This window comes from Mycobacterium colombiense (assembly GCF_001953985.1).
In the GTDB taxonomy this organism is placed as follows: Bacteria; Actinomycetota; Actinomycetes; order Mycobacteriales; family Mycobacteriaceae; genus Mycobacterium; species Mycobacterium colombiense_B.
This window is the reverse complement of sequence record NZ_MBEI01000056.1, coordinates 1-25,477: the sequence shown is the minus strand read 5'-3', so window position 1 is coordinate 25,477 and position 25,477 is coordinate 1. Positions and strand designations below refer to the sequence as shown.

28 protein-coding genes and 1 tRNA gene are annotated in these 25,477 nt (G+C 67.2%); 14 read left to right on the top strand and 15 right to left on the bottom strand.

The annotated features are described in order from the left end of the window. Positions 1–11 precede the first annotated feature (11 nt). On the top strand, positions 12–1,595 hold the full coding sequence (locus tag A5732_RS15685; RefSeq protein WP_076102709.1) for a gamma-glutamyltransferase family protein: 1,584 nt from the start codon (positions 12–14) through the stop codon (positions 1,593–1,595). Here the strand turns inward: A5732_RS15685 and purD are convergent. Further along, a complete protein-coding gene (purD, locus tag A5732_RS15680) occupies positions 1,592–2,860 on the bottom strand; it encodes a phosphoribosylamine--glycine ligase (protein WP_076054976.1) in 1,269 nt (422 codons plus the stop codon). The genes A5732_RS15685 and purD overlap by 4 nt on opposite strands. A gap of 50 nt (positions 2,861–2,910) precedes the next feature. Continuing rightward, positions 2,911–3,318 carry a MarR family winged helix-turn-helix transcriptional regulator gene (locus A5732_RS15675; protein WP_076102708.1) on the bottom strand — a complete coding sequence of 136 codons (408 nt, stop codon included), beginning with the start codon at positions 3,316–3,318 and terminating at the stop codon, positions 2,911–2,913. 74 nt (positions 3,319–3,392) lie between these two features. Here A5732_RS15675 and A5732_RS15670 point away from each other — a divergent pair, with 74 nt between their 5' ends. Further along, positions 3,393–4,487, top strand: coding sequence for an aldo/keto reductase (locus A5732_RS15670; protein ID WP_076102707.1), 1,095 nt, complete (start codon positions 3,393–3,395; stop codon positions 4,485–4,487). Positions 4,488–4,497: 10 nt separating this feature from the next. Here the strand turns inward: A5732_RS15670 and A5732_RS15665 are convergent, their stop codons facing one another. From A5732_RS15665 to A5732_RS15650, 4 genes are read right to left on the bottom strand one after another with little or no spacing between them, the layout of a single operon-like run. Further along, a complete protein-coding gene (locus A5732_RS15665) occupies positions 4,498–4,926 on the bottom strand; it encodes a carboxymuconolactone decarboxylase family protein (RefSeq protein WP_076054978.1) in 429 nt (142 codons plus the stop codon). Further along, entirely contained in the window at positions 4,926–5,783 is an 858-nt protein-coding gene (locus A5732_RS15660) for an NAD(P)-dependent oxidoreductase (RefSeq protein ID WP_076102706.1), read from the bottom strand. Before A5732_RS15660 ends, A5732_RS15665 begins: the two co-directional genes overlap by 1 nt. Next, positions 5,780–6,529, bottom strand: coding sequence for an SDR family oxidoreductase (locus A5732_RS15655; RefSeq protein ID WP_064951354.1), 750 nt, complete (start codon positions 6,527–6,529; stop codon positions 5,780–5,782). The genes A5732_RS15660 and A5732_RS15655 overlap by 4 nt, the downstream gene beginning before the upstream one ends. A 30-nt stretch (positions 6,530–6,559) precedes the next feature. Then, a complete protein-coding gene (locus A5732_RS15650; RefSeq protein WP_076102705.1) occupies positions 6,560–8,029 on the bottom strand; it encodes an aldehyde dehydrogenase in 1,470 nt (489 codons plus the stop codon). Between the two features lie 209 nt (positions 8,030–8,238). On the opposite strand from A5732_RS15650, the gene A5732_RS15645 reads away from it, so the two are divergent. The 9 genes from A5732_RS15645 to A5732_RS15605 all read left to right on the top strand — a co-directional run bounded on the left by A5732_RS15645 (position 8,239) and on the right by A5732_RS15605 (position 16,829). Beyond that, the gene (locus tag A5732_RS15645; RefSeq protein ID WP_076054984.1) at positions 8,239–8,874 is read left to right on the top strand and encodes a TetR/AcrR family transcriptional regulator; all 636 of its coding nucleotides are present in this window, start codon (positions 8,239–8,241) and stop codon (positions 8,872–8,874) included. Next, complete coding sequence (locus tag A5732_RS15640) at positions 8,875–10,092, top strand: cytochrome P450 (protein WP_076102704.1); 1,218 nt, start codon at positions 8,875–8,877, stop codon at positions 10,090–10,092. After that, complete coding sequence (locus A5732_RS15635; protein WP_064951358.1) at positions 10,093–10,917, top strand: SDR family oxidoreductase; 825 nt, start codon at positions 10,093–10,095, stop codon at positions 10,915–10,917. Beyond that, positions 10,914–12,269: a cytochrome P450 gene (locus A5732_RS15630; RefSeq protein ID WP_076054988.1), complete on the top strand. Its 1,356-nt coding sequence runs from the start codon at positions 10,914–10,916 to the stop codon at positions 12,267–12,269. Before A5732_RS15635 ends, A5732_RS15630 begins: the two co-directional genes overlap by 4 nt. A 12-nt stretch (positions 12,270–12,281) precedes the next feature. Further along, positions 12,282–12,488, top strand: coding sequence for a ferredoxin (locus A5732_RS15625; RefSeq protein WP_064951360.1), 207 nt, complete (start codon positions 12,282–12,284; stop codon positions 12,486–12,488). A gap of 5 nt (positions 12,489–12,493) precedes the next feature. After that, positions 12,494–13,039: a hypothetical protein gene (locus A5732_RS15620; RefSeq protein ID WP_076102703.1), complete on the top strand. Its 546-nt coding sequence runs from the start codon at positions 12,494–12,496 to the stop codon at positions 13,037–13,039. 146 nt (positions 13,040–13,185) lie between these two features. Beyond that, positions 13,186–14,313 carry an NDMA-dependent alcohol dehydrogenase gene (locus A5732_RS15615; RefSeq protein WP_064951362.1) on the top strand — a complete coding sequence of 376 codons (1,128 nt, stop codon included), beginning with the start codon at positions 13,186–13,188 and terminating at the stop codon, positions 14,311–14,313. A gap of 24 nt (positions 14,314–14,337) precedes the next feature. Next, positions 14,338–16,392, top strand: coding sequence for an FAD-dependent oxidoreductase (locus A5732_RS15610; protein WP_076102702.1), 2,055 nt, complete (start codon positions 14,338–14,340; stop codon positions 16,390–16,392). A 17-nt stretch (positions 16,393–16,409) separates the two neighbouring features. Further along, complete coding sequence (locus A5732_RS15605) at positions 16,410–16,829, top strand: ketosteroid isomerase family protein (protein WP_076054994.1); 420 nt, start codon at positions 16,410–16,412, stop codon at positions 16,827–16,829. A 27-nt stretch (positions 16,830–16,856) separates the two neighbouring features. Here A5732_RS15605 and A5732_RS15600 read toward each other — a convergent pair whose 3' ends face one another. After that, entirely contained in the window at positions 16,857–17,504 is a 648-nt protein-coding gene (locus A5732_RS15600) for a dihydrofolate reductase family protein (RefSeq protein WP_076055028.1), read from the bottom strand. Between the two features lie 158 nt (positions 17,505–17,662). Here A5732_RS15600 and A5732_RS15595 point away from each other — a divergent pair, with 158 nt between their 5' ends. Continuing rightward, complete coding sequence (locus tag A5732_RS15595; RefSeq protein ID WP_064951365.1) at positions 17,663–18,067, top strand: HIT family protein; 405 nt, start codon at positions 17,663–17,665, stop codon at positions 18,065–18,067. Here A5732_RS15595 and A5732_RS15590 read toward each other — a convergent pair. Next, positions 18,055–19,497 (bottom strand): sensor histidine kinase, encoded by a 1,443-nt coding sequence (locus tag A5732_RS15590; protein ID WP_076054996.1) that lies wholly within the window; start codon positions 19,495–19,497, stop codon positions 18,055–18,057. The two genes, A5732_RS15595 and A5732_RS15590, sit on opposite strands and share 13 nt — an antisense overlap. 26 nt (positions 19,498–19,523) lie before the next feature. Then, positions 19,524–20,240 (bottom strand): two-component system response regulator PhoP, encoded by a 717-nt coding sequence (gene phoP / locus A5732_RS15585; protein ID WP_064951367.1) that lies wholly within the window; start codon positions 20,238–20,240, stop codon positions 19,524–19,526. 156 nt (positions 20,241–20,396) lie between these two features. On the opposite strand from phoP, the gene A5732_RS15580 reads away from it, so the two are divergent. Beyond that, positions 20,397–21,113, top strand: a complete 717-nt coding sequence (locus A5732_RS15580; protein ID WP_076102701.1) for a hypothetical protein — start codon at positions 20,397–20,399, stop codon at positions 21,111–21,113. Between the two features lie 91 nt (positions 21,114–21,204). On the opposite strand, the gene A5732_RS15575 is transcribed toward A5732_RS15580, so the two are convergent. The 4 genes from A5732_RS15575 to A5732_RS15560 all read right to left on the bottom strand — a co-directional run bounded on the left by A5732_RS15575 (position 21,205) and on the right by A5732_RS15560 (position 23,160). Next, positions 21,205–21,612 (bottom strand): HNH endonuclease, encoded by a 408-nt coding sequence (locus A5732_RS15575; protein ID WP_076102700.1) that lies wholly within the window; start codon positions 21,610–21,612, stop codon positions 21,205–21,207. Between the two features lie 32 nt (positions 21,613–21,644). Then, positions 21,645–21,720 (bottom strand) — tRNA-Thr (locus A5732_RS15570). A gap of 164 nt (positions 21,721–21,884) precedes the next feature. Beyond that, complete coding sequence (locus A5732_RS15565; protein ID WP_142256627.1) at positions 21,885–22,235, bottom strand: LapA family protein; 351 nt, start codon at positions 22,233–22,235, stop codon at positions 21,885–21,887. A 136-nt stretch (positions 22,236–22,371) separates the two neighbouring features. Then, positions 22,372–23,160 carry a DUF732 domain-containing protein gene (locus A5732_RS15560; RefSeq protein ID WP_076102698.1) on the bottom strand — a complete coding sequence of 263 codons (789 nt, stop codon included), beginning with the start codon at positions 23,158–23,160 and terminating at the stop codon, positions 22,372–22,374. Between the two features lie 155 nt (positions 23,161–23,315). Here A5732_RS15560 and A5732_RS15555 point away from each other — a divergent pair, with 155 nt between their 5' ends. Further along, on the top strand, positions 23,316–24,263 hold the full coding sequence (locus A5732_RS15555; protein ID WP_076102836.1) for a lytic transglycosylase domain-containing protein: 948 nt from the start codon (positions 23,316–23,318) through the stop codon (positions 24,261–24,263). Between the two features lie 14 nt (positions 24,264–24,277). Here the strand turns inward: A5732_RS15555 and A5732_RS15550 are convergent, their stop codons facing one another. Further along, positions 24,278–24,517, bottom strand: coding sequence for a hypothetical protein (locus A5732_RS15550; protein WP_064951372.1), 240 nt, complete (start codon positions 24,515–24,517; stop codon positions 24,278–24,280). Positions 24,518–24,627: 110 nt separating this feature from the next. After that, on the bottom strand, positions 24,628–25,477 hold an 850-nt coding region (locus A5732_RS27625; RefSeq protein WP_253189076.1), incomplete at its 5' end, for an MAP_0585 family protein.

Genomic DNA, 25,477 nt, shown 5'->3' with positions numbered 1-25,477 from the left:
CGCTCGCGGAGGTGACCGCACCTTTCGACTGGAACCTCCCGTACGCCTGGCCACGCAAGCCCATCCTGGCGGAAAACGTTGTGTGCACATCGCAACCGCTCGCCGCCCAGGCGGGCCTACGGATGCTCGCGCAGGGCGGCAGCGCGGTGGACGCGGCCATCGCCACCGCCATCACCCTGACGATCGTGGAGCCGGTGTCCAATGGCATCGGTTCGGATGCCTTCGCCATCGTGTGGGACGGCAAGCAACTGCACGGACTGAACGCCTCGGGCCGCTCGCCCGCAGCGTGGACGCCGGAATACTTCGGCGGCAACGGCGTTCCCGTCCTGGGCTGGAACTCGGTGACCGTACCCGGCGCGGTGTCGGCGTGGACCGAACTGCATGCCAAGTTCGGCAAGCTGCCGTTCGAGCGGCTCTTCGAACCCGCAATATCATACGGCCGCAACGGCTTTCCGGTCTCGCCGACCGTCGCGGAGCAATGGGCGGCCCAGGTGCCGCTCTTTGAAAGCCAGCCCGGTTTCGCCCCGGCGTTTCTGCCCGGCGGGCGGGCGCCGAAACCGGGTGAGCGTTTCAGCTTGCCGGATCATGCCGCGACGCTCGAGACGATCGCCGCGACCAACGGCGAGGCGTTCTACCGTGGGGAACTGGCCGCCAGGCTCGAGGCGCACGCGCTGGGCAACGACGGCGCCATGCGGGCCACTGACCTGGCGGCTCATCGTGCCGATTGGGTGGGCACGGTCGACGGCGGCTACCGCGGGTACACGGTGCACGAGATCCCGCCCAACGGGCAGGGCATCGTCGCGCTGATCGCCCTGGGCATCCTCGAGCATTTCGACATGGCCTCGCTGCCAGCGGATTCCGCCGACAGCGTGCATCTGCAGATCGAAGCGGTGAAGCTGGCGTTCGCCGACGCCCAGGCCCATGTCGGCGACATCGAACACATGCAGCTGGGGCCGGAACGCCTGTTGGACGACGAGTACCTGAAGCACCGCGCGGGACTGATCGACCGCGAGCGGGCCAAGCCGGCATCCGCCGGGGCCGCGGCGGGCGGAACCGTCTACCTCACCGCGGCCGACGCCGCGGGGATGATGGTGTCGATGATCCAGTCGAACTACATGGGTTTCGGTTCGGGCGTGGTGGTCCCAGGCACCGGGATCTCCCTGCAGAACCGGGGCGCGAATTTCGTTGCCTCCCCTGGACATCCGAACACCGTGGCCCCGAACAAGCGTCCCTACCACACCATCATCCCGGGATTTGTCACCAAAGACGGCGCACCGGTCATGAGCTTCGGGGTGATGGGCGGAACGATGCAGCCCCAGGGTCACGTGCAGGTGATGGTGCGCATCGCCGACCACGGGCAGAATCCTCAGGCGGCATGTGACGGCCCACGGTTCCGGTGGGTCGATGGTATGCAGGTCAGCTGCGAGAAGGGTTTCCCGGATTCGACGCTGGACGAATTGCGCCGGCGCGGACACGATCTGGTTGCCGTCGACGACTATAACCAATTCGGCAGCTGCCAGGCGATCTGGCGCCTCGAGGGCGGCTACTTCGCGGCCAGCGATCCGCGCCGGGACGGTCAGGCCGCCGCCTTCTAGATGCGGATCTTCCCGTCGGCCGCCAGCTCGGCGATGTCGCTGCGGAAATGGCTGCCCGGCAGGCGAATTGAGCGCACGACCTCGTAGGCTTGGGCCCGGGCGGCCGTCAGGTCGGCGCCGGTGCCCACCACCGACAGCACCCGGCCACCCGACGAGACGATCTCGCCGTCGTCGCGCCGCGCCGTTCCGGCGTGCAGTACCCCGTCGGCTTCCGAGCCGACGATGACGTCTCCCACGCGGGGGCGTCCGGGATAGCTCTCCGCCGCCACCACCACCGTCACGGCCGCGCCGTCGTGCCAGCGCAGCTCGCCGAAGTCCGCCAAGGTGCCGCTGGCCGCCGCGTGCAACAGCTGGCCCAGCGGCGATTCCAGCAGCGCCAGCACCGCTTGGGTCTCGGGATCGCCGAAGCGACAATTGAATTCGACCACCGCGGGCCCGTTCGCGGTGATCGCGAGCCCGGCATACAGCAATCCACTGAACGAGCTGTCGCGCGCAACCATCTCAGCCGCAACCGGTTCGACGATGTTGCTGACCACGTCGCGATACACCTCGTCGGGAAGCCACGGGACCGGCGCGTAGGCGCCCATGCCGCCGGTGTTGGGCCCGCTGTCGCCGTCGCCGACACGCTTGAAGTCCTGCGCCGGCAGCAGCGGCACCACGGTTGCGCCGTCGACGACGCAGAACAGCGACACCTCCGGCCCGTCCAGGTAGGACTCCAGCAGCACCGGGTGCCCCGCCTCGAGCAGCCCGGCCGCGTGCGCGCGTGCGACACCGCGATCCGCGGTCACCACCACGCCCTTACCGGCGGCCAGGCGGTCGTCCTTCACCACCCAGGCCGCATCCCCGGCCGGCGGCCCGAACCGGTCCAGGGCGGCGTCTAAATGCGCGGGGGTATCGACGATTTCACTGGTCGCGGTGCGCACCCCGGCCGCGGCCATGACCTCTTTGGCGAAAGCCTTGGAGCCTTCGATGCGGGCGGCGTCCTTGCTGGGACCGAAGCAGGCGATGCCCGCGGCCCGCACCGCGTCGGCCACCCCGAGGACCAGCGGCACCTCGGGACCGATCACCACCAGGTCGGCGCGGACCTCGCGCGCCAGGGCGACGACGTCGTCGGCCGAGGTGACATCGACGTCGTGCTGGTCGGCCAGCCGCGCGGTGCCGGCGTTGCCGGGAGCGATCGCCAGCCCCGTGACCTCGGGGTCTTTGCGAAGCGCCAGCAGCAACGCATGTTCACGGGCACCGGAACCAATCACCAGGACGCGCACGACTCGTCAGACTAGCCCGGTCAAACGGCCCACGCCCACCGTCCCCAGATTCAGACGATTTTTTCCAGCAGCGCCCTGAGGTCGTTGCGCTGCGCGACGGTGAGGCGTCCGAGTCGCTTGTCGAATTCATCGGAGAGCAGGGTCAGGCCCTTCCTGGCGGCCTGGCGTCCGGCCGGGGTGAGCAGCAGCCGGTGGCGACGCAGATCGCACGGGTCGATCTCGCGGCTCACGAACCCCGCGGCCTCGAGCCGCTTCAGGTACAGCGTCACCGTCGCCTTGGGCATGCTCAGCGTTGCGGCCAGTTCGGCCGGATAGGGATGCTCGTCGATCTCGGCGAGCAGAAACAGTTCCTTGGACTCGAGACCCAGCGCGCAGATATCGGCCTCGGCGCACGCGATGACCGAGAGCAGCACCCGGTAGTTCAGTGACCAGATCTTGGCCGCATCGACTGCAGACATTCGGCTTGCCAGATCGTTCAGCTATGAACTAGTTTTGTTATGAACAACCTCATAACCGAACAATCTACCAGGGAGTGGGCCTCATGCCGCTGGATCAATACGTGACACTCGGACGATCCGGTCTGCGCGTCAGTCCGCTGTGCCTGGGCGCCATGACGTTCGGCGAAGACCTCGGCTGGGGCACCAGTGTGGAAGAGTCCCAACAGATCATCGATCGATACCTCGAGCTCGGCGGTAACTTCATCGACACCGCCAACTTCTACACCCGAAGCCACTCCGAGAAGATCATCGGCGACCATATCGGGCGCCACCCCGCGCGCCGCGATCGACTGGCGATCGCGACCAAGTTCAGCGGCAACCTGTACCCGGGTGATCCCAACGGCGGCGGCTCGGGCCGCAAGTCACTGATCAACGCCTGCGAAAACTCGTTGCGGCGCTTGCAAACCGACTACATCGACCTGTACTGGCTGCACATTTGGGACTCCAACACCCCCATCGAGGAGACCATGGCGGCGCTCGAGGACCTGGTGCGGTCCGGCAAGGTGCGCTACATCGGGGTTTCGGACACCCCGGCGTGGAAGATCGCGCAGGCCAACCTCATCGCCCAGTTCCGCGGCTGGTCGTCGTTCGTCGGGCTGCAGGTCGAGTACTCGCTCCTGGAACGCGCCATCGAACAGGACCTGGCGCCGATGGCTTCCGAATTCGGCCTCGGCATCACGCCATGGTCACCGTTGAAGGGCGGCGTCCTCAGCGGCAAGTACACCCGCGCCAGCGGCGGCCGGCACAACGCCGACCGCGGCGCCATGGTCGATGCTTTTCTCAACGAGAAGACCTACACCGTCATCGACGAACTCGAGGCCATCGCCAAGGCGCACGAAACCAACGTCGCCAGCGTGGCGCTGGCCTGGGTGCGCGCGCAGCCCGCCGTCTCGTCCGTCATCATCGGGGCGCGCCGGCTCTCCCAGCTCGAGGACAACGTCCGGGCCGTCGACGTGAATCTGAGCGCCGACGAGCTGGCGCGGCTCGACGCGCTGACCAAGCCGCGGTTCGGATTCCCGCACAACATGCTGGAGATGGCGCCGGGCATCATCAACGGCGGAACGACGATCAACGGAATCGCCGGGCCGATCTCCGAGTACGTGATGCCCGAAGGCGTTCAGCCGTACTGAGATTGGTGGATCACTCGCCCGAGTGCATCTTCAACGCGGCATCCACGTTGGCCTTCTTGTCCTCACTGGAACCCTTCGCCGCGGCCTTCTTGCGCTTGGCGACGACGGCGTCGACCGCGCCGTTGAGCGCCGAACCCAGCGGGAAGCCCAGGTAGTGGGTGAGGAAGACGGCCATCTCCTTCAGCTCGGTCTCGGTGAGCTCGCCGTTGAGAAGTGCGGCGTTGATTTGGATCTCGGCCAGGTCGCGGTTTCCGATCGCGGTCACCGCCGTCAGTGTCATGATGCGCTTGTCGCGCATCGACAATCCCGGTCGCGTCCAGATGCTGCCGAACAGGTGGTCCACGGTCAGATCGAAGTACGCGTCGCCTTCGATGTTGGGCATCTCCCAGCCGTAGACCTCATTCATCTTCGCGAGACCCTTGCTGCGCAGCTCGTCCATCACGCCTCTTTCTCTGTGTGCGGAACTCCAAGGCTCGCGGCCAACCGCTGGTAGGCCAACTGGGCGAGCGGCAGGTCGACCGACACCGCCTCGCCGAGACCCAGCGCCAGGCTCAAGTCCTTCTCCCCCAGGCCGCGGGCGTGCACGAAGGACTCGTATAGAAAGTTGTCCGGCTCAATGTCTTTCATGTTGTCACGGACCATGATCGCCCCCGGGCCGCTGGTGAGCGCGTCGGTGTGGCGGACCACCCGGCCCAGGGCCTGCAGATCCAGCCCTGCCGCCTCGGCGAGCTGCATGGCCTCACACGCCGCGGCGTAGGAGGTGAACGTCAACATGTTGCGCGCCAGCTTCATTCGGGTTCCTGCGCCCGGCTCGCCGGCGTGGACGACCATCGCCGCCCAGTGTTTGAACGCCGGCTTGATCTTTTCGTAGACCTCACGCTCGGCGCCCACCATCGTGGCGAGCTCGCCCTTCGCCGCCGCAGCGGCCCCACCGCTGACCGGTGCGTCGACGATGTGGATGCCCCGCGGTTTGTGTTCGGCCGCGAGCTCGACCGCCGTGGTGTCGCTGATGGTCGAGTGGATCGCGATGACGGTGCCGGACTTCGCGTTGGCCGCCAGCTCGCCGACCACCTCACGCACCTGGGCGTCGTTGAGCACGGTGACGTGGATGATGTCGGCGGCGGCGACGTCGGCGACGCTGTCGGCCAGGCTGGCGCCCTTTTCGGCCAGTGGGGTCATCGCCTCGGTGCGGATGTCGTAAACCGTTACCCCGCCGGGCCATTCGGTCATCTTCGTGGCCATCGGCGCGCCCATGTTGCCCAGCCCGATGTAGCCGAGCTTCAGATTGTCACTCATGATCGGATTATCTGCCCGCCGTCAACGTTGAAGATCTGTCCGGTGATCCATGACGCCTCGTCGGAGAGCAGGAACAGGCACATGCCGACCAGATCCGCAGGCGTGCCCATCCGCGACAGCGGCAGACCCTTGACGATGTCGTCGACCATCTCTTTGGGGGTGGTGGTCCGGTTGGCCTCGGTGTCGATGGGGCCGGGGGCGATCGCGTTGATCCGGATATTCTGGCCACCCAGTTCGCGGGAGAGTTGTTGCGTCAGGCCGTTGAGTCCGACCTTGGCCAGGGCGTAGTAGTTCGCGTAAAGCCAGGCGGCGGTGGATGACTGGTTGACGATCGCTCCGCCGCCGCGCTTGGCCATCTTCTTGTACACCGCACGGGTGCACCACAGCGCCCCGTCGAGGTTCACGCTCATGAACTTGCGGTAGTACTCCGGGTCGATGGTGAGCAAGAAGTCGAGCTTCATGCCGCCGAAGATCGCGGCGTTGTTGACCAGGTAGTCGATGCCGCCGAACTCGGCCAGCGTGCGGTCGGCCATCTCCTTGGCCGACGCGGGGTCGGACACGTCGACCGGGATGCTGATGGCGGTTCCGCCGTCGGCGACGATCTGCTTGGCGACCGCGTCGGCGGCCTCGGCGTTGATGTCGGCGACCACCACCGCCGCGCCCTCGCGGGCCAGCGCCTCGGCGTACGCCTGCCCGATGCCGCCACCGGACCCGGTGACGATGCCGACTTTATTCTCGAATCGCATGTTTTCCTCTCGGTCGCCTATCTGGCGCGGTCACTGCACAGCTGTGGCAATGGTTTTGATTTCCAGGTACTCCTCGAAGCCGGCCACGCCCATTTCGCGTCCGTTGCCGGATTGCTTGTATCCGCCGAACGGCGCGTCGGCGGAGTACCAGACACCGCCGTTGACATTGACGGTGCCCACCCGCATCCGCGCGGCGAAGTTGGCCGCACGCTCGGGATCGGCACTGAACACGGTGCCGGACAAGCCATATGGCGAGTCGTTGGCGATGCGCAGCGCGTCGTCCTCGCCGTCGTAGGCGATCACGGTGAGCACCGGCCCGAAGATCTCCTCCCGGGCGGGCCGCGCGTCGTTGGTCAGGCCCGCGATGACGGTGGGTTCGATGAAGAAGCCGCGGTCTTTGTCCGCCGGGCGGCCGCCGCCGCAGGCGAACGTCCCGCCCTCGGTGATCGCCAGATCGAGGTAGCTCTGGACGCGGTCCCGTTGCCGCGCGGAAATCACTGGCCCGCACACGGTTCCGGAGTCGTCGGGGTCGCCGGGCTTGATCGAGCCCATGGTGCCCGCAGCGATGGCGACGGCCTCGTCGTAGCGGGCCCGCGGCACCACCAGCCGAGTGGTGATGGCGCAGCCCTGGCCGGCGTGCATGGCCGCGGTGAACGCCGACATCGAGCAGGCCCCGCCCAGGTCGGCATCGTCGAGAACGACGAACGCCGACTTTCCGCCCAGCTCGAGGAACACACGCTTGATGGTCGCGGCGGCATCACCCATCACGCTGCGGCCGGTTGCGGTCGATCCGGTGAACGAAACCATGTCCACCCGAGGGTCTTTCGAGAGCAACGCCCCCACCCGGTGGTCGTTCGACGTGATGATGTTGACGACGCCGGGCGGGAAGTCGGTTTGTTCGGCGATGATTTCGCCGAGCACGGCTGCACACCAGGGTGTGTCCGGTGCGGGCTTGAGCACCACGGTGTTGCCGGCGGCCAGCGCGGGACCCAGTTTGGCGAGGTTGATCTGGTGCGGGAAGTTCCACGGGGTGATGGCGCCGACGACGCCGACGGCCTCCCGCGCGATCGTGCGTCGGGTCGGGATTCCCATCGGCGATGCCTGGCCGAGGTCGGTGTTCCACTCGTAGGACTCGGCGGTGTCGGCCGCGAAGCTCAGGTCGCCGACCGGGCCCTCCAACTGGGCGGCGGAGGTGAGCATCCGGGGGGCGCCGACCTCGGCGATGGTGATGTCGCGCAGTTCTTCGATGTGCTCGCGCATCGCATCGCGCAGCTGTCGTATGCAGCGCACCCGCAATTCGGTATTGCGCGACCAGTCCGTCTCGTCAAAGGCGCGCCGCGCGGCGGCGATGGCGCGGTCCATGTCGGTGGCGTCGGCGTTGGCGGCGACACCCAGCACCTCCTCGGTCGCCGGGTTCACCGTGGGGAAGTTGCCGGCGCTGCCAGCCGACAGCTTGCCGTCGATGAAGAGTTCACTCACGCCGTCGGCCAACAAGGCCATGTCCCGCTCCCGTCTGTGCGCGGCCAACCCGGCACGCAATCTGGTGGACAGTTGTCCGATATTGTCCGATCGAACCATAGTCGCCCGGTCGCCGACGGTGCAAGAGCCGATCTCGGGCGTCGCCCAAGATACCCCGGTAAATGGCCATTAGGCAGCATATTTGTCGCGCGGGCTTGCTTCACACCGTTTCGATCCACTAGCTTGGACATGTGTCCAGCGACGCACTGGTGACGATGACATCCGACGACGACCGCCAGACCGGTCAGCCGGCACGGAACCGTCGCCAGGAGGAGACCTTCCGCAAGGTGCTGGTGGCCGGCATCGAGACCTTGCGAGAGAAGTCGTACGCCGACCTGACCGTGCGCGCGGTCGCCGCCCGCGCCAAAGTCGCCCCGGCCACCGCGTACACCTACTTCTCGTCGAAGAACCACCTGATCGCCGAGGTCTACTTGGACTTGGTGCGGCAGGTTCCGTTCTTCACCGACGTCAACGACCCGATGCCGGTCCGGGTGGACAAGGTGTTACGTCACCTGGCGCTGGTGGTCGCGGACGAGCCGGAGGTTGGCGCCGCGTGCACGACGGCGCTGCTCGGCGGTGGCACCGATCCGGCGGTGGGTGCCGTGCGCGACCGCATCGGGGCGGAAATCCACCGGCGCATCGCGACGGCGATCGGGCCCGGCGCCGACCCCAACACGGTGGCCGCGCTGGAGATGATGTTCTTCGGTGCATTGGTGCAGGCCGCCAGTGGCCAGTTCACCTATCACCAGATCGCCGACCAATTGGCCTACGTAGTGAACCTGATCCTGCCCGGCCCAGGGAACACAAGCGAGGAGACAAGAACTTAGATGACCGTCCATGTGGGCGACCACGAGCTGGTCCTCGATCCCTACGACTACGACTTCCACGAAGATCCGTACCCCTACTACAAGCGGCTGCGCGACGAGGCCCCGCTGTATCGCAATGACGAGCTGAAGTTCTGGGCGCTGTCGCGGCACCAGGATGTGCTGCAGGGATTCCGCAACAGCACAACGCTTTCCAACAAGTACGGCGTCTCGCTGGACCCGGCGTCGCGAGGCCCGCACGCCAGCAAGACGATGTCGTTCCTGGCGATGGACGATCCCGCCCACCTGCGACTGCGGACGCTGGTCTCAAAAGGCTTCACCCCGCGCCGTATTCGCGAACTCGAGCCCCGGGTTACCGAGATCGCGACCCAGCATCTCGACACGATGCTGGCGAAGGCCAAAGACGGTGCGGTCGACTACATCGACGAGTTCGCCGGCAAGCTACCGATGGACGTCATCTCCGAGTTGATGGGCGTCCCCGAGCCGGATCGGGATCGGGTGCGGGCCTGGGCCGACGGGGTGATGCACCGCGAGGAGGGCGTCACCGACGTGCCGCCCGAAGCGGTGGAAGCCTCCCTCAACCTGATCGTCTACTACCAGGGCATGGTGGCCGAGCGGCGCGAGAAGCCGACCGACGATCTGACCTCGGCGTTGCTGGAGGCCGAGATCGACGGTGACCGGCTCACCGACGACGAGGTGCTCGGGTTCATGTTCCTGATGGTGATCGCCGGCAACGAGACCACCACCAAACTGCTTGCCAATGCCGCGTTTTGGGGTCACAAGAATCCGGACCAGCTGACGCCGGTCTACGAGGACCTGTCGCGGGTGCCGCTGTGGGTCGAGGAGACCCTGCGCTACGACACCTCCAGCCAGATCCTGGCCCGCACCGTTTCCGGCGAGCTCACCCTCTACGACACCACCATTCCCGAGGGCGATGTCCTGCTGCTGTTGCCCGGGTCCGGGCATCGCGACGAGCGGGTCTTCGACAACCCCGACGACTACCTGATCGGGCGCGAAATCGGGCCCAAACTATTGAGTTTCGGTAGCGGCGCACACTTCTGCCTGGGCGCGCATCTGGCGCGGATGGAAGCCCGGGTCGCGCTCACCGAGTTGTTCAAGCGAATCCGCGGCTACGAGGTGGACGAGGCCAACGCCGTCCGCGTCCACTCGAGCAATGTCCGCGGATTCGCTCACCTACCAATGAGCGTGGAGGTCCGCTGAATGCCCCGGTTTGAACCCTTGCCCGAACGCCGGCCCGCCATCGTGGCCGGTGCGTCCTCCGGCATCGGAGAGGCAACCGCCATCGAACTCGCGGCGCACGGTTTCCCGGTCGCCCTGGGCGCGCGCCGGGTCGAGAAGCTCGACGACATCGTCGGCAAGATCAACGCGAACGGCGGCGAGGCCGTCGGATTCCACCTGGACGTCACCGACCCGAACTCGGTGAAATCCTTTGTCGCACAGTCGACCGAGGCGCTCGGTGACATCGAGGTGCTGGTCGCCGGCGCCGGCGACACCTACTTCGGCAAGCTCGCCGAGATCACCACCGACGAGTTCGAGTCGCAGCTGCAGATCCATCTGGTCGGCGCCAACCGGCTGGCCACCGCGGTGCTGCCCGGCATGCTCGACCGGCAACGCGGCGACCTGATCTTCGTGGGTTCCGATGTGGCCCTGCGCCAGCGACCGCACATGGGCGCCTACGGCGCGGCCAAGGCCGCGCTCGTCGCGATGGTCACCAACTTCCAGATGGAACTCGAGGGCACCGGCGTGCGGGCCTCGATCGTGCATCCCGGCCCGACGAAGACGTCGATGGGCTGGAGCCTGCCGGCCGAGAAGATCGGACCCGCACTGGAGGACTGGGCCAAGTGGGGCCAGGCGCGCCACGACTACTTCCTGCGCGCGGCGGATTTGGGACGCGCCATCACCTTCGTCGCCGAGACACCCCGCGGTGGCTTCATCGCGAACATGGAGCTTCAGCCCGAAGCCCCGTTGGCCGACAACAAAGATCGCCAGAAACTCGCGCTCGGCGAAGAGGGGATGCCGTCATGACGACAACTGCCACCGTGCCGCGGGTTTCCGGCGGCGAAGAAGAGCACGGCCACCTCGAGGAATTCCGCACCGACCCAATCGGTTTGATGAAGCGCGTCCGCGACGAGTGCGGCGACGTCGGCTGGTTCCAGCTGGTCGACAAGCACGTCATCCTGCTGTCCGGCGCGGGTGCCAACGAATTCTTCTTCCGGTCCGCCGACGAAGACCTCGACCAGGCCGCGGCGTACCCGTTCATGGCGCCGATCTTCGGCAAGGGTGTGGTGTTCGACGCCAGCCCGGAGCGGCGCAAGGAAATGCTGCACAACTCGGCGCTGCGCGGCGAGCAGATGAAGGGCCACGCCGCGACCATCGAGGCTCAAGTGAAGGGGATGATCGCCGACTGGGGCGACGAGGGCGAGATCGAGCTGCTCGACTTCTTCTCCGAGTTGACCATCTACACCTCGACCGCCTGCCTGATCGGCGTGAAATTCCGCAACCAGCTCGACCACCGGTTCGCGGAGTACTACCACGAGCTGGAACGAGGCACCGACCCGCTGTGTTACGTCGACCCCTACCTGCCCATCGAGAGCTTTCGGCGCCGCGACGAGGCCCGCGTCAAACTCGTTGCGCTAGTGCAGGAAATCATGAACCAGCGGCTGGCCAACCCGCCGAAGGACAAGAGCGACCGCGACATGCTCGACGTGCTCGTGTCGATCAAGGACGACGACGGCCAGCCCCGCTTCTCGGCCGACGAGGTCACCGGGATGTTCATCTCGCTGATGTTCGCCGGGCACCACACCAGTTCGGGCACCTCGGCGTGGACCCTGATCGAGTTGATCCGCCACCCCGACGTGTACGCCGAGGTGCTGGCCGAGCTCGAGGAGCTCTACGCCGACGGCCAGGAGGTGAGTTTCCATGCGCTGCGGTCGATTCCGAAGTTGGACAACGTGGTCAAGGAGACACTGCGGCTGCACCCGCCGCTGATCATCCTGATGCGGGTGGCCCAGGGCGAGTTCGAGGTCGAGGGCTTCCCGATCCACGCCGGTGATTTCGTCGCGGCGTCCCCGGCGATCTCAAACCGGATTCCCGAGGACTTTCCCGACCCGGATGCGTTCAAACCGGACCGCTACAACAAGCCCGAGCAGGCCGACATCGTCAACCGGTGGACCTGGATTCCGTTCGGCGCGGGCCGGCACCGCTGCGTCGGCGCCGCGTTCGCGCAGATGCAGATCAAGGCGATCTTCTCTGTCCTGTTGCGCGAGTACGAGTTCGAGATGGCGCAGCCTGCGGACAGCTATCACAACGACCACTCCAAGATGGTCGTGCAGCTGGCCCGGCCGGCCAAGGTCCGCTACCGCAAGCGCAGCGGGTAAGGAGTAAGTCCGATGGGCGGATTCAGAATCGAAGCGGATCTGGATTTGTGTCAGGGCCACGCCATGTGCGAACTGGAGGCACCCGACTACTTCCGGGTGCCCAAGCGGGGCAAGGTCGAGATCCTCGACCCCGAACCACCCGAAGACGCCCGCGAAGAAGTCGAGCGCGCGGTCGATATGTGCCCAACGCAAGCACTTTTCATCAAAGAGAAAGATTGAGGACAATGGCGTCACACTCCCGCGAAGATCTCGAGGCATGGGTCGACCGCTGGCTGCAGGCCAACAAGGACTGCGAGCAGGCCGGCGACTGGCGACCGTTGGCGGACTTCTACACCCAAGACGCCACCTACGGCTGGAACATCGGCCCGAAGGAAGACGTGATGTGCGTCGGCGTCGACGAAATCCGCGACGTCGCCCTGGGCCTGGAGATGGAGGGCCTGGAGAATTGGGTGTACGAGTACCAGAAGGTGCTCATCGACGAGAAGCAGGGCGAGATCGTCGGCTTCTGGAAGCAGATCGTCAACAAGACCGACGGCACTCAGGACGAGATCTACGGCATCGGCGGCAGCTGGTTCCGGCTCAACGGCGACCAGCAGATCGAGTGGCAGCGCGACTTCTTTGACTTCGGCCACGTCGCGTACATGTTCGGCAAGCTCATCGAGTCCGGCGACCTGAGCGAGGGCATGCAGAGGCGGATCGAGCGCAGCATCGCCGGCGAAAAGCTGCCCGGTTACTACCCGCTTGGCGAGGCCCCCGTCCCCATCTGGTGACAGCGGGAGCCAACCAAGCATTTGATTTGTTGCACGCGCTATGCTGACGCGACAAGGGTGCCTGTGGCACCCGTCACCTAGCTGGCCGGCATGAAGGGGCCGGTCAGCGCTGATCGATTCAAAGGCGAAATGGGGTCAGGACCATCGTGAAGACAAAAGGCGCACTGATCTGGGAGTTCAACCAGCCCTGGTCTATCGAGGAAATCGAGATCGGCGACCCGCAAGCCCATGAGGTCAAGATCCAGATGGAAGCGGCGGGCATGTGCCACTCCGACCATCACCTGGTCACCGGGGGCATCCCGATGGCCGGATTCCCGGTGCTGGGCGGCCACGAGGGCGCGGGCATCGTCACCGAGGTCGGTCCGGGCGTGGAAGACATCGCCCCCGGTGACCACGTGGTGCTGTCGTTCATCCCGTCGTGTGGGCAGTGTCCGACCTGTCAGGCGGGCATGCGCAACCTGTGCGACCTGGGCGCCGGCCTGCTCGGCGGCGCCGCGGTGTCCGACGGCACCTTCCGCATCCAGGCCAAGGGCCAGAACGTCTACCCGATGACGCTGCTGGGCACGTTCTCCCCGTACATGGTCGTGCACCGCAGCTCGGTGGTGAAGATCGACCCGTCCGTCCCGTTCGAGGTCGCCGCCCTGGTCGGCTGCGGCGTCACCACCGGCTACGGTTCGTCGGTCCGCACCGCTGACATCCGCCCGGGCCAGGACGTCGCCATCGTCGGCGTCGGCGGGGTCGGCATGGCAGCACTGCAGGGAGCCGTCAACGCCGGCGCCCGCTACATCTTCGCGATCGACCCGGTCGAGTGGAAGCGCGACCAGGCGCTCAAGTTCGGCGCCACCCATGTCTACCCCGACATCATGGCCGCGATGGCGGGCATGGCCGAGGTCACCTACGGCCTGATGGCCCACAAGGTCGTGGTCACCGTGGGCGAGCTGCAGGGCGCCGACGTCGACAACTACCTGAACATCACCCAGAAGGGCGGCACCTGCGTGTTGACCGCCATCGGTAGCCTCCTGGACACCAACGTCAACCTGAACCTGGCGATGCTGACCCTGATGCAGAAGAACCTGCAGGGCACCATCTTCGGTGGCGGCAACCCGCAGTACGACATCCCGCAGCTGCTGTCGATGTACAAGGCCGGCAAGCTGAACCTGGACGACATGATCACCCGCCAGTACAAGCTGGAGCAGATCAACGACGGCTACCAGGACATGCTGGACGGCAAGAACATTCGCGGCGTCATCCGGTTCACCGACGCCGACCGGTAACCACTTATCAGCCGCGTCCGCTCAGTGACCGGCTTCGGCCACCTCATGGCGCCGGGACGCATCGGCGCCATGAGCGTGCGCAACCGCCTGGTCATGTCTCCGATGGAGACGATGTACGGCACGCCGGACGGGCTGCCGTCGGAGCGCACCCGCGACTACTTCGCGGCACGCGCGCGCGGCGGCGTCGGGCTGATCACGTTGGGCGCCACCGGGGTTGACCACCATCACCCAGAGACTCCGGGCGGCCTGCACCTGGCCACCGACGACGCCGTGAGCGCGCACCGGGCGCTGGTGGAGGCGGTGCACGAGCACGGGGCCAAGATCCAGCCGCAGATCGTGCATGCCGGGCCCGACGGCCTGGGGCCGGAGATCTTCGGCGTCGAATCGTTGGGGCCCTCCGTGATTCCCTCCTACCTCACCGGGCGGCCGTCGGCCGAGATCAGCGCGCAGCAGCTGACCGAGGTGTTCGACCTGTTCAAGGCCGCGGCCCGGCGTGCCGTCGAGGCCGGCTACGACGGCATCGAGCTGCACGCCGCGCACGGCTACATGCTGCTGGGCTCCTTCCTTGCCCCGCAACGCAATCGGCGCACCGACGACTATCGCGGCGACTCGGCGCGCGGCCGGGTGCGGGTGGTGATCGAGGCGCTGGCCGCGATCCGCTCCGAGATCGGTGATGCGCTGCCGATCACGCTGCGCATCTCCGGATACGAGCGCGTCGCCGGCGGCCGGGCCATCTACGAAACCGCCCGGCTGGCACCCGAGCTCGTCGCCGCCGGCGTCGACGCCTTCCACGTCAGCGGCGGGGTGATCGATCGGCTGGTCACCGGCATGGTCAACGGCGCCGACGACGGCGACGAACTCAACGTCGGCGCCGCGGCCGCGGTCAAGCAGGTGGTCGATGTGCCGGTGATCGCCGTCGGCCGCATCCACGACCCGGCCAGGGCCGAACGGATCCTGGCCGACGGCCGGGCGGACTTCATCGCCATGGGCCGTCCGCTGCTGGCCGACCCCGACCTGCCGCGCAAGATCGCATCCGGCGAGGCGCATCGGGTCCGTAGATGCATCTCGTGCGAAAACTGCATCGACGCAATGGAACAGCGCTTCTCCGTCGACTGCGCGGTCAACCCGCGCACCGGTAAGGAACGTCAGCTGTCCGCGGCCCGCACCGGCCGCGCTAAACGGGTGGTGGTGATCGGCGGCGGACCGGCGGGGCTGGAGGCCGCGCGTGTCGCCGCCGAGCGTGGCCACCAGGTCACGCTGTTCGAGCGCGGCCCGCAGCTGGGCGGGGCGTTGCGCTGGGCCTCGGTGCTGCACCCGGAGAACCAGCCGTTTCTGCGCTATCTGTGCGACGAGCTCAAGGCGGGCAGCACCGAGGTGCGACTGGGCCACGCGGCGTCGGTGCACGACGTCGTCGCGTCCGCACCGGACGCCGTGGTGGTGGCCACCGGCGGCCGCGTCGTCGTGCCCCCGATTCCCGGCGCCGATCGCGCGCACGTGCACACCGGGCCCGGGCTCCGCGATCTACTCGGTGGCCGTGCGGAATCCGGCGCTCCGGCCTGGCAACGCATCGGCGCCTCGGCGTTGTCCGGCTGGCCGCAGCGGCTGTTGCGGCCCGCCGCGATCCGGTTCGCCAGCCGGGCCTGGATGCCGATCGGACGCCGCGTCGTCATCGTCGGCGGCGACCTGGTCGCCCTCGAGTTGGCCGAATTCCTCGCCGGCCGGGGCCGATTGGTGGCCATACTCGAAGCCGGCAACGACATCGCTCCCGAAGTGGGCAACAAGCGCAAGACCGAACACATGGACCGTCTCGACCGGCTGGGCGTCACGGTGCACGTCCGCGCGATCACCGAACGCATCATCGCCGACGCGGTGGAATTCACCCCCGCGGGCGGAACCACCCGGCGGCTGGCCGCAGACAGCGTCGTGCTGGCCGGCACGGTCGAGCCCGACACCGCCCTGTTCGATGCGATCGTCGACGCCCTGCCGGGCGCCGAGGTGCACGCCGCCGGCGACTGCACCGGGCTCGGCCTGATCCGCAAGGCCACCGAGGAAGGCGCGCGCGCCGCGTGCGCTATCTAGTGACAGGAGAAACAACGATGACCCAAACCGCCCAAACCCCCGCACTGACGGCGTCGCAATCGTCCTGGCGTTGCGCGCAGGGCAAGGACCGCGAGGGCTGGCTCGCGCTGATGACCGACGACGTCGTGATCGAGGACCCGATCGGCAAGTCCGTCACCAATCCCGAGGGAACCGGGGTGCGCGGCAAGGCGGCCGTCGGCGAATTCTTCGACAACAACATCGCGCAGAACCAGCTGACCATCACGTGCGAGGAGACCTTCCCGTCGAGTTCGCCCGACGAGATCGCTCATATTCTGGTGCTGCAGAGCAGGTTTGAAGGCGGAGTCACCAGCAAGGTGCGCGGTGTGTTCACCTACAAGGTCAACGAAGCCGGGCTGATCACCAACATGCGCGGGTACTGGAACCTCGACGTGATGGAGTTCGGCAAAGAGGACTGAGTCGGCCCTCGACCAACGGCGATCTTGCTAGCGGCGCGTGAAGATCAGATGCACGACGCCGCTGGGACTGCTCACCGACTCCACCGTGTCGAAGCGCTGTTCGAGGCCCTCCAGCCCCTCCCACACCCGCTCCCCGCGCCCCAAGATGATCGGCACCACCGCGATGTGCAAATGGTCGACGAGGTCCGCGGCAAGGAATTGGCGGACGCTTGACGGCCCCCCACCGAGGCGAATATCGCTGTTCCCAGCGGCTTTTCGTGCAATCTGGAGGGATTCGACGGGGCTTGCGTCGATGAAGTGGAAAGTGGTGCCACCTTCCATCTCGATCGAGGGCCGGAGGTGGTGGGTGAGCACGAAGACCGGGGTGTGAAAGGGCGGCTCTTCGCCCCACCAGCCTTTCCATTCTTTTCCGGTCCATGGTCCGCGCTGTGGCCCGAACTTGTTGCGTCCCATGATTTCGGCGCCGATGCCCGGCGCCCACTGGCTGGCCAAGGCGTCGTCGACGCCGGTGGCCCCGCCCGACTCGCCGTGCATTGCGCGGAAGGTCCGCGTCGCGAAAAACCACTCGTGTAGCCGTCCGCCGGCGTGCCCGAACGGCGCATCCATGCTTTGGCCGATACCCGTACCGAAGCCGTCGAGGGAAACCGAAAAGTTGTGCACGCGCACTCGTGACATGGTGAGATCTCCTGAATCCATCCGCTTGTGGGGCATCGCAGGATTGACCCGAGACAGCGGCCGAACTCATCGGTACGTCGCCGAGATTGCCTTGCGGCTCGTGGTGCCAGGGCGACCACTGCCGCTACCGCAATTTCGACGCACCTATGCTGGGGCCCATGGCGTCGATCTTCACCAAGATCATCAACCGTGAACTTCCCGGCCGCTTCGTCTATGAGGACGACGACGTCGTCGCGTTCCTGACGATCGAGCCGATGACGCAGGGACACACGCTCGTCGTGCCCCGCGCCGAAGTCGACAACTGGCAAGACGTGGACACCGCGGCCTTCGCCCGGGTCATGGAAGTGAGCCAGTTGATCGGCAAGGCGGTGTGCAAGGCGTTCCGAACCGAGCGGTCCGGCGTGATCATCGCCGGGCTCGAGGTGCCGCACCTGCACGTGCACGTCTTCCCCACCCGCAGCCTCAGCGACTTCGGCTTCGCCAACGTCGACCGCAACCCGTCGCCGGAATCGCTGGACGAGGCGCAGGCCAAGATCAAGGCGGCGTTGGCTCAGTTGGCGTGAACCGGCTCGGGCGCGGACACGTCGCTGATGCGCGGCAGCGTCACCCGGAAGCGGCAGCCCTCGCCGGGCGCGGTGGTCACACTGACGGCACCGCCGTGCGCACGCACCAACGACTCGACGATCGATAGCCCCAGTCCGGTGCCGCCGCTGGCCCGGGCCCGCGACGAGTCGGTGCGATAGAACCGCTCGAAGACGCGCGACGCGTCCTCCTGGTTCATGCCGGGCCCCTTGTCCGCCACTTCGAGCACCGCGTGGTCGCCGTCCGTACCGACCCGCACGGTGACGTCGGCGCTTTCCGGGGTGTGCTGCAGGGCGTTGGCGATCAGGTTGCTCAACACCTGGCGGATCCGCGCCTCATCACCGAGCACCTCCGGGGTGCCGGGACCGTCGAGGACCTCCATGGTGATGGTGCGCCCGGGGTCGATCGCCTGCCCGTCGTGCACGGCATCGCTGGCCAGCGCCAGCAGGTCGACCCGATGGTGTTCGAGGGGTCGTTGCACGTCGAGGCGGGCCAGCAGCAGCAAGTCGTCGACCAGCAGGCCCATCCGGGACGCCTCGCTCTCGATCCGCGACAACAGCATCGCGACGTCGCGGGCCGCGCCCTGGCGGTACAGCTCCGCGAAGCCGCGGATGGTGGTCAGCGGCGTGCGCAGTTCGTGGCTGGCGTCGGTGATGAACCGCCGCATCCGGTGTTCGGAGCCGCGGGCCTTCTCCGCGGAGGACTCCGAGGACGCCAGCGCCTGCTGAATCTGCGCGAGCATCCCGTTCAGCGCCTGGGCCAGCCGGCCCACCTCGGTCCGCGGATCTCGTTCTGGCACACGGCGATCCAGCTGACCGGAGGCGATCGCCACGGCCGTCCGTTCGACCTCGACCAGCGGCCGCAGGCTGCGCTGCACCACCGCGAAGCTGGCGATCCCGACGACGGCCAGCACCGCCACCCCGATGCCGATCTGCAGCCAGACAAGCGAGCTGACCGTGTGCTGGACGTCGGACAGGTCGATCGCGACCGTGGTCAGCCCGTGCGGACCGTGCACCGAGACGGCCCGCCACTGAATGTCCGAGCCGTTCACCGAGGGCAGCGTCGTCGGGTTGGGGCCCACGTCGTTGTTGGCCGGTAGCGCCGGTTCGGCGTTGCGGTCGTTGATGGCGGTGAACGGAGTGCCGTCGATGCTGACGCCGCGCACATAGAACTTCGACGGCGGCCGGCCCGGGTCGGGCCCCTCGTAGGGCGGCGCCGACTGCCGCCGCGGGGCCTGCGCCCAGCCGCGGGACGCGTCGAGCAGTGTGGAGTCGATGCGGCTGACCAGGCTGTGCCGCAGGATCGACGTCACCGCGATGCCGGACACGGCGAGGCCGCAGGCGACCAGGGCCAGGGTTGCGGCGACCAGCCCTATCCGAAGGGGCAATCCACGTCGAGGCTTGGTGTCCATCTATCTACTTCTCGCTGCCGCCCGGCTCAGCGCGGTTCCCGCAGTACATAACCCACTCCGCGCAGGGTGTGCAGCAGTCGCTTTTCCCCGGTGTCGATCTTGCGGCGCAGGTACGACACATAGGACTCGACGACATTGACGTCACCTCCGAAGTCGTAGCGCCAGACGTGGTCGAGGATCTTGGGTTTGCTCAACACCGTGCCGGCATTGATCACAAAGTAACGCAGCAGCGTGAATTCGGTCGGCGACAGCGATACCGGCTGACCCGCCTTCCACACTTCATGTGTTTCCTCGTCGAGCTCAATGTCGGCGAAAGTGAGCCGCGCGCTGCGCGGTTCGGCGCCGCCTTTGCCGGCTCGACGCAGGATGACCCGCAACCGGGCGACCACCTCTTCGAGGCTGAACGGCTTCGTCACATAGTCGTCACCGCCCAGCGTCAGGCCGGCGATCTTGTCCTGCAAGGAATCCCGCGCCGTCAGGAACAGTGCCGGGGCATCGATGCCGTCGGCGCGCAGCCGCCGCAGCACCCCGAACCCGTCCATGCCCGGCATCATCACGTCGAGGATTACCGCATCGGGTCGGGCCTCGCGCGCCCGATCCAGGGCCTGGGCGCCGTTGGTCGCCGTATAGACCTCGAACCCCTGGAATTTCAGACTCACCGAGAGCAGCTCGACGATGTTGGCTTCGTCATCGACCACGAGGACGCGGGCCTCCGGTCTCGTGTCATTGGGGGTTGATGTCATCAGATGCTCATGTCCTTGCTTGAACGTTTGCTATGTGAAGGTTGTGCGCTTCCTGAAAGCTCAGTGTTAACAGACTGATAGTAGTCTGCCAGGAATCATCGCATTGCCTTGGGACATAAGCCCTATCCCGGCGAGCGTCGCGAATAGACTCGTGGGATGAACCTCGCCAGAAACATCGTGTCGGCTGCGACCGCGCCCGCCCGGGTGGGACTGGCCGCCGCGGATGCGGGTTTGGGCGTCGCGAGCGCGGCCGTCGGGGTTGCGAAGCGGGCGCTGGGTGAGGGCGGTGCCGGCGGCACCAATGCCATGACGTCCATGTGGGGGATCGACGACGCGATAGTCCGGGCCAACCGGCTGGCCAGGCTGCTCGACGACGACGCCCCGCTGGGCCGGGCGATAGCGGCGGACGGCCCGATCGACCGCTTGCTGCGCCCGGGCGGGGTGGTCGACATGCTGACGGCGGAAGGCGGCCTGCTGGACCGGCTGACCGCCGAGGGCGGCGCCCTGCACCGCACGCTGCAGCCCGGCGGCCTGGCCGATCAGCTGGTCGCCGAGGAGGGTCTGATCGAGCGGCTGCTGGCCGAGGACGGGCTGGCCGACCGGCTGCTGGCCGAGGGCGGCCTCGTCGACAAGCTGACGGCCAAGAACGGGCCGCTGGATCAGCTCGCCGATGTCGCCGAGACCCTGGCCCGGCTCACTCCCGGGATGGAGGCGCTCGAGCCCGCCATCGCCACGCTGCAGGACGCCGTCATCGCGCTCACCATGGTGGTCAACCCGCTGAGCAACATCGCCGACCGGATTCCGTTGCCGGGGCGCCGGCGTCCGTCGTCGCGGGCGGTGCGCTCAGCACGCGTGATCGACACCGAGGACTGACCGATTAGGCTGGGTCCGATTCAACCCCGCCTCCTGAGCTCAGTGGTAGAGCCGACCAGAACGTTAGTTGGATGCTCAGACGGCCGGAGCGTCAATAGGACTGGCCGTCGGCGTACCGCCGACGGCGGTTGTAGCGACCGCTGCCGCGATTCCTTGCCTTGAACGTCGGTAGCTGGCTGTCACAGTTGGGACAAATCAGCCTCAGATTCTCGCGACGATCGTTGCTTGCGTCTCCATCGATGTGGTCGACGATCAGCGCCAGGCTCACGCCGTTCCACTTGTCCTCGATGCCGCAGATCGCACAACAACCGCCCTGCTGCTCATAGAGGTAGCCACGGACATAGTGGCCCTGGTAGGACATGCGCCCACAGACTCCGGTGTCGAGCCAAGCCTTCAAGAGCAAGCGTCGGCGGTGTGACTGTTGGCATGCGTTGGTGCAGAACACCTTTCGCCGACGACCTTCCAAATCAACTCCGCAGCCCAGACAGGTCGCTGACACAAGCCGACGCTATCCATGAGCACCGACAAGAATGGAGCCGCGTGAGAGACTCGAACTCTCGACATCCGCTTTACAAGAGCGACGCTCTACCAACTGAGCTAACGCGGCCGGGGTTGGCTCGATAAGCCACGACGATTCTACGACAGGGTGATGCCGTCCGAGCTCGCGTCGACTCGAGCCAGCGGAGGCGCGGGACGCCCGGGACGCGTCGTCATGTAGGGCGGAAGCTCACGGACGCAGCGCCTTGGTAGGCGAGCGGTCGCGAGCGGTCGTCAGTTCAATCCTGACAGGGGGCTCCGATTCCCCGACGTGACGGCAAGGTCAGCCGGCCGGGTCCCGCGGTTCCCGAGGTTCCAGTCGCTGTCAAGTTTTCGGACTCGCCGTGCTTCTTTCCATAGCCACGCTCCCCCCGCCGACATCGCCACCAACGAGATGCCGGCGGCGATGATCCCTGCCCGGTATTGGTAGTGGGCGAAGCAGGCGAGGCAAATCCCGTACGCCGCCAGACCGGCCGCCATCAGCAGCAGCCCGGGTTCTTTGGCCGGACTCTTCAGCGCTTGGCCCACTAATGGGCGGCTGGTCCGCAGATGGTCGACCGGGTCGTTAGCGGTGAGGTAGCCCACGAGTCCTCCTTGTCAGCCGTCACGCTACTGACCCGTGCCTGCGAAAACAATGAAGGTCGGCCACTATTTACCTGGGCATTCTTCCGGTGGCCAGCGCAGCCAACAAAGCCGGGCGCTAGGTGCGAGGACGACAGCCCTACGGGCGACCCGGGATGGCGTCCAGACCGCCTTGAATGTCGTGCAGTTTCCCTTGAATGCCTTGCAGGTTCCGTTCGATGTCCTGCAAGTCAGACAACGATTTCTGATAATCCGGCTGCATCGGGTCCGGGCCTGTGGGCCGAGACTGGGGGCAGTACGACACGACGGCGCCCGCGGTGACCTTCGCGCTTTGATTGGCGTCCCAGATCGAGTTCCGCTGCACGAACCCGACCGCATCGGCGAAGTTCGGTTGGTGCGCCAGGAATTCGCAGACCGCGTGCCCCTGGTTCGTCACGTACTCCTGGCTGGGAACCGGCACGCCCTCCTGCTTCAACGCGGCGACGAACGCCGAGTCGGCGACGTTGACCGCCGGAGCGGACACCTTCGGCGCGACCGGCGCGGAGGGCGCGGCCGATGGCGGGGAGTCTTGCGGCTCTGCCGACGGATCCTGGCGGTGCAGCGCGAACATCACCACCACCGCGGAGACCACGGCCACCAGAGACAGCGGTAACGCCGCAAACAGGCCCAACCGGCGCAGCGCGGCGACCTTCCGTCGCCGAGACGCGATGGCACCGGCCTTCCCGTCGGCCGACGGGCCGGCGGCCAGAATCTCGGCTTCCCAGTCCTCGAACGCGCCGGGCTCGGACGACCCCGCGCCGTGGGCCAAGATCTCGTCGAGCAGCGCATCGGCCTCGAGGGACGACGGCCGACCGCCCTGCTCACGGATCGCTTGGCGCCGCAGCGCGATAAGCCGCAATTCCGAGTCGATCTTCTCGCGGTCGCGCATATCAATCAGTTTGAGAGCAGCGCGCGATTGTCACAACTACCGGTGAACAAAAGACCGTCACTACATTGAAGTCACCCGGTTCGATGCGACAGACTCGCGATGGGCCAACCAACCGGAGCCGGGGGGATTCGAGGCAATGGACGGATGTGATCACCGTGAGCCGTGACCGGCGCGCCGCCGCCTCGATCGTCGGCGCGATCGTGTTCGCGCTCGCCGGGTGTTCGGCGCCGCACCCGACGGCGACGACCGGCCCTACCACGTCCGCCCACGCCGCCGCGCCGCCGGCGCCGACGACACACATGGTGCCCGCCGACGCGGGAACGCCCGGTGGCGCGCAGCCGCGACTGGCGTCGGACCCCGCGCAGCTGGCCGACGACCTCGTCGCCGACGAGCGAGCGCTGCGCGATCCGGGGACGGCCGAGGCTGCGCTGACGGCGGCGGCGCATCGCGAGCAGGCGGCCTACCGCGCCATCGGACGCCACCCCGAATGGGACGCCACCACGCGTCCGCGCATCCCGCCGGAACTGGTCGATGTCTACGACCGCAACGTCGATGCCCGTCGCCAACTCACCGCTTTGACCCCGGCGCGAGAAACCTTGCCGGCGTGGCGGATCGAGCCGCCGGCACCGGCAGACGAGCTGCTGAACTACTACCACCAGGCGGAAGCGGAATCCGGCGTCAGCTGGAACTACCTGGCCGCGATCAACTTCGTCGAAAGCCGCTTCGGCAGCATCGTCGGCGCGAGCACCGCCGGCGCCCAGGGCCCCATGCAGTTTTTGCCCTCGACGTTCGCCGGCTATGGGCAGGGCGGCGACATCCATTCACCTCACGACAGCATCCTGGCGGCGGGCCGCTTCCTGGCCGCCAACGGCTTCGCGAACGACCGTGATCACGCCCTCTACGGCTACAACCACGCCGGCGAATACGTGCGCGCCGTCGACCAGTACGCGGCGCTGATCGCCGCCGATCCCGCGACGTTCGCCGCGTTCTACCGGTGGGACGTCTACTGCCTGACGACGGCCGGCGACGTGCTGCTGCCCATCGGCTACGACGAGGCGTCACCGATCCCGGCCGCCGCGTACGTGGCGGCCCACCCGCAGTAGAAGCAGGTGCGGGCTCAGAGGTATTTGCGGGCAATGTCCTGCAGGTGCGATCGCACGTCTTGACCGGTGGCCTTCTCGAGCCTGATCCCCAGCTCGCCCGCGAGATTGACGAAGCCCATCAGCAGCATCAGGTCGCCGTCGGGCTCGTCGAGCACGTTCTCGACCAGCCGGCTCCAGGTGAAGTCAGCGCCGCCGTCGGACGACCAAGCCGTCATGACGTCGATGGCTCGGCGAACGTTCTCTCTCACGTCCATTCTCGGAGCCTGCCATCCCGGCAACCCCATCGCAGGTCGAGCAGACACCCCCGACACGCGTCAGCGGGCGCGCCCAAGAACGGCTGCGCCCGCTGACACCGGATCAACGATCAGTAGAGCGGCACCCACACACCGAAGAACCAGTAGCCCCAACCTCCGTACTGCCAGTTGAAGACCGGGACGACGGTGAAGGTGTTGTAGTTGAAGGGTCCGAAGTCGCGCCGTCCCGCATCCCAGTCACGCGGCGGACCGTCCCACGGCCGGTTCCAACCCCCCGGAGGCGGCGGACCGTCCCAGCCCCCCGGAGGCGGCGGGCCCTCCCAGTGTGGCGGCGGGTGCCCCGGAGCCGGGCCGTCGTTCCAGCCGTAGCCGTGCGGACGCGGCGGCGGCGGCGCCCCGCGACCCGGGATGCTGAATTGGACATCCGGACCGGCGGGGCCACCGATCTGCGCGTTGGCGGTGACCACGTCGTGGCGCGGAACGTACGGCGGATGCGGCGGCTGCGTGGCCGGCGGGTTCAGCGCCTCATACCGCGGCCTGTTGTTCGGCGGCGGGTTCTGGTTCACCGGGGCATTGGTCTGTCCGCCCTGCCCCGGCGGGTTTTGGCCATGCTCGTTGGGCGGGCTGTTCTGCCCGGTCTGCTGCGGGTACTGCCCGTGCTGGTTGGGCTGCGGGGCGTTCTCGCCACCGTGCGGGGGATTGTTCTGGCCACCCTGCGGCGGATTGGTCTGGCCACCCTGCGGGGGACTGTTCTGGCCGCCCTGCGGCGGGTTGTTCTGGCCGCCCTGCGGCGGGCTGTTCTGGCCACCCTGCGGCGGATTGGTCTGCCCACCCTGCGCCGGCGGACTGTTGTGCCCGCCCTGCGGCGGGTTGGTCTGCCCGCCCTGCGCCGGCGGAGTGTTACCGCCGCCCTGCTGACCACCTGGCTGGCCGCCCGGCCCGCCCGGGTTGCCCCCGCCG

What these genes read in the sequence shown, in the direction of transcription:
- A5732_RS15675 (WP_076102708.1), bottom strand. Translation starts at nt 3,318, where the DNA reads ATGTCTGCAGTCGATGCGGCCAAGATCTGGTCACTGAACTACCGGGTG.
- A5732_RS15665 (WP_076054978.1), bottom strand. Translation starts at nt 4,926, where the DNA reads ATGGACGAGCTGCGCAGCAAGGGTCTCGCGAAGATGAATGAGGTCTAC.
- A5732_RS15660 (WP_076102706.1), bottom strand. Translation starts at nt 5,783, where the DNA reads ATGAGTGACAATCTGAAGCTCGGCTACATCGGGCTGGGCAACATGGGC.
- A5732_RS15655 (WP_064951354.1), bottom strand. Translation starts at nt 6,529, where the DNA reads ATGCGATTCGAGAATAAAGTCGGCATCGTCACCGGGTCCGGTGGCGGC.
- A5732_RS15650 (WP_076102705.1), bottom strand. Translation starts at nt 8,029, where the DNA reads ATGGCCTTGTTGGCCGACGGCGTGAGTGAACTCTTCATCGACGGCAAG.
- A5732_RS15640 (WP_076102704.1), top strand. Translation starts at nt 8,875, where the DNA reads ATGACCGTCCATGTGGGCGACCACGAGCTGGTCCTCGATCCCTACGAC.
- A5732_RS15635 (WP_064951358.1), top strand. Translation starts at nt 10,093, where the DNA reads ATGCCCCGGTTTGAACCCTTGCCCGAACGCCGGCCCGCCATCGTGGCC.
- A5732_RS15630 (WP_076054988.1), top strand. Translation starts at nt 10,914, where the DNA reads ATGACGACAACTGCCACCGTGCCGCGGGTTTCCGGCGGCGAAGAAGAG.
- A5732_RS15625 (WP_064951360.1), top strand. Translation starts at nt 12,282, where the DNA reads ATGGGCGGATTCAGAATCGAAGCGGATCTGGATTTGTGTCAGGGCCAC.
- A5732_RS15620 (WP_076102703.1), top strand. Translation starts at nt 12,494, where the DNA reads ATGGCGTCACACTCCCGCGAAGATCTCGAGGCATGGGTCGACCGCTGG.
- A5732_RS15605 (WP_076054994.1), top strand. Translation starts at nt 16,410, where the DNA reads ATGACCCAAACCGCCCAAACCCCCGCACTGACGGCGTCGCAATCGTCC.
- A5732_RS15600 (WP_076055028.1), bottom strand. Translation starts at nt 17,504, where the DNA reads ATGTCACGAGTGCGCGTGCACAACTTTTCGGTTTCCCTCGACGGCTTC.
- A5732_RS15595 (WP_064951365.1), top strand. Translation starts at nt 17,663, where the DNA reads ATGGCGTCGATCTTCACCAAGATCATCAACCGTGAACTTCCCGGCCGC.
- A5732_RS15590 (WP_076054996.1), bottom strand. Translation starts at nt 19,497, where the DNA reads ATGGACACCAAGCCTCGACGTGGATTGCCCCTTCGGATAGGGCTGGTC.
- phoP (WP_064951367.1), bottom strand. Translation starts at nt 20,240, where the DNA reads ATGACATCAACCCCCAATGACACGAGACCGGAGGCCCGCGTCCTCGTG.
- A5732_RS15580 (WP_076102701.1), top strand. Translation starts at nt 20,397, where the DNA reads ATGAACCTCGCCAGAAACATCGTGTCGGCTGCGACCGCGCCCGCCCGG.
- A5732_RS15560 (WP_076102698.1), bottom strand. Translation starts at nt 23,160, where the DNA reads ATGCGCGACCGCGAGAAGATCGACTCGGAATTGCGGCTTATCGCGCTG.
- A5732_RS15550 (WP_064951372.1), bottom strand. Translation starts at nt 24,517, where the DNA reads ATGGACGTGAGAGAGAACGTTCGCCGAGCCATCGACGTCATGACGGCT.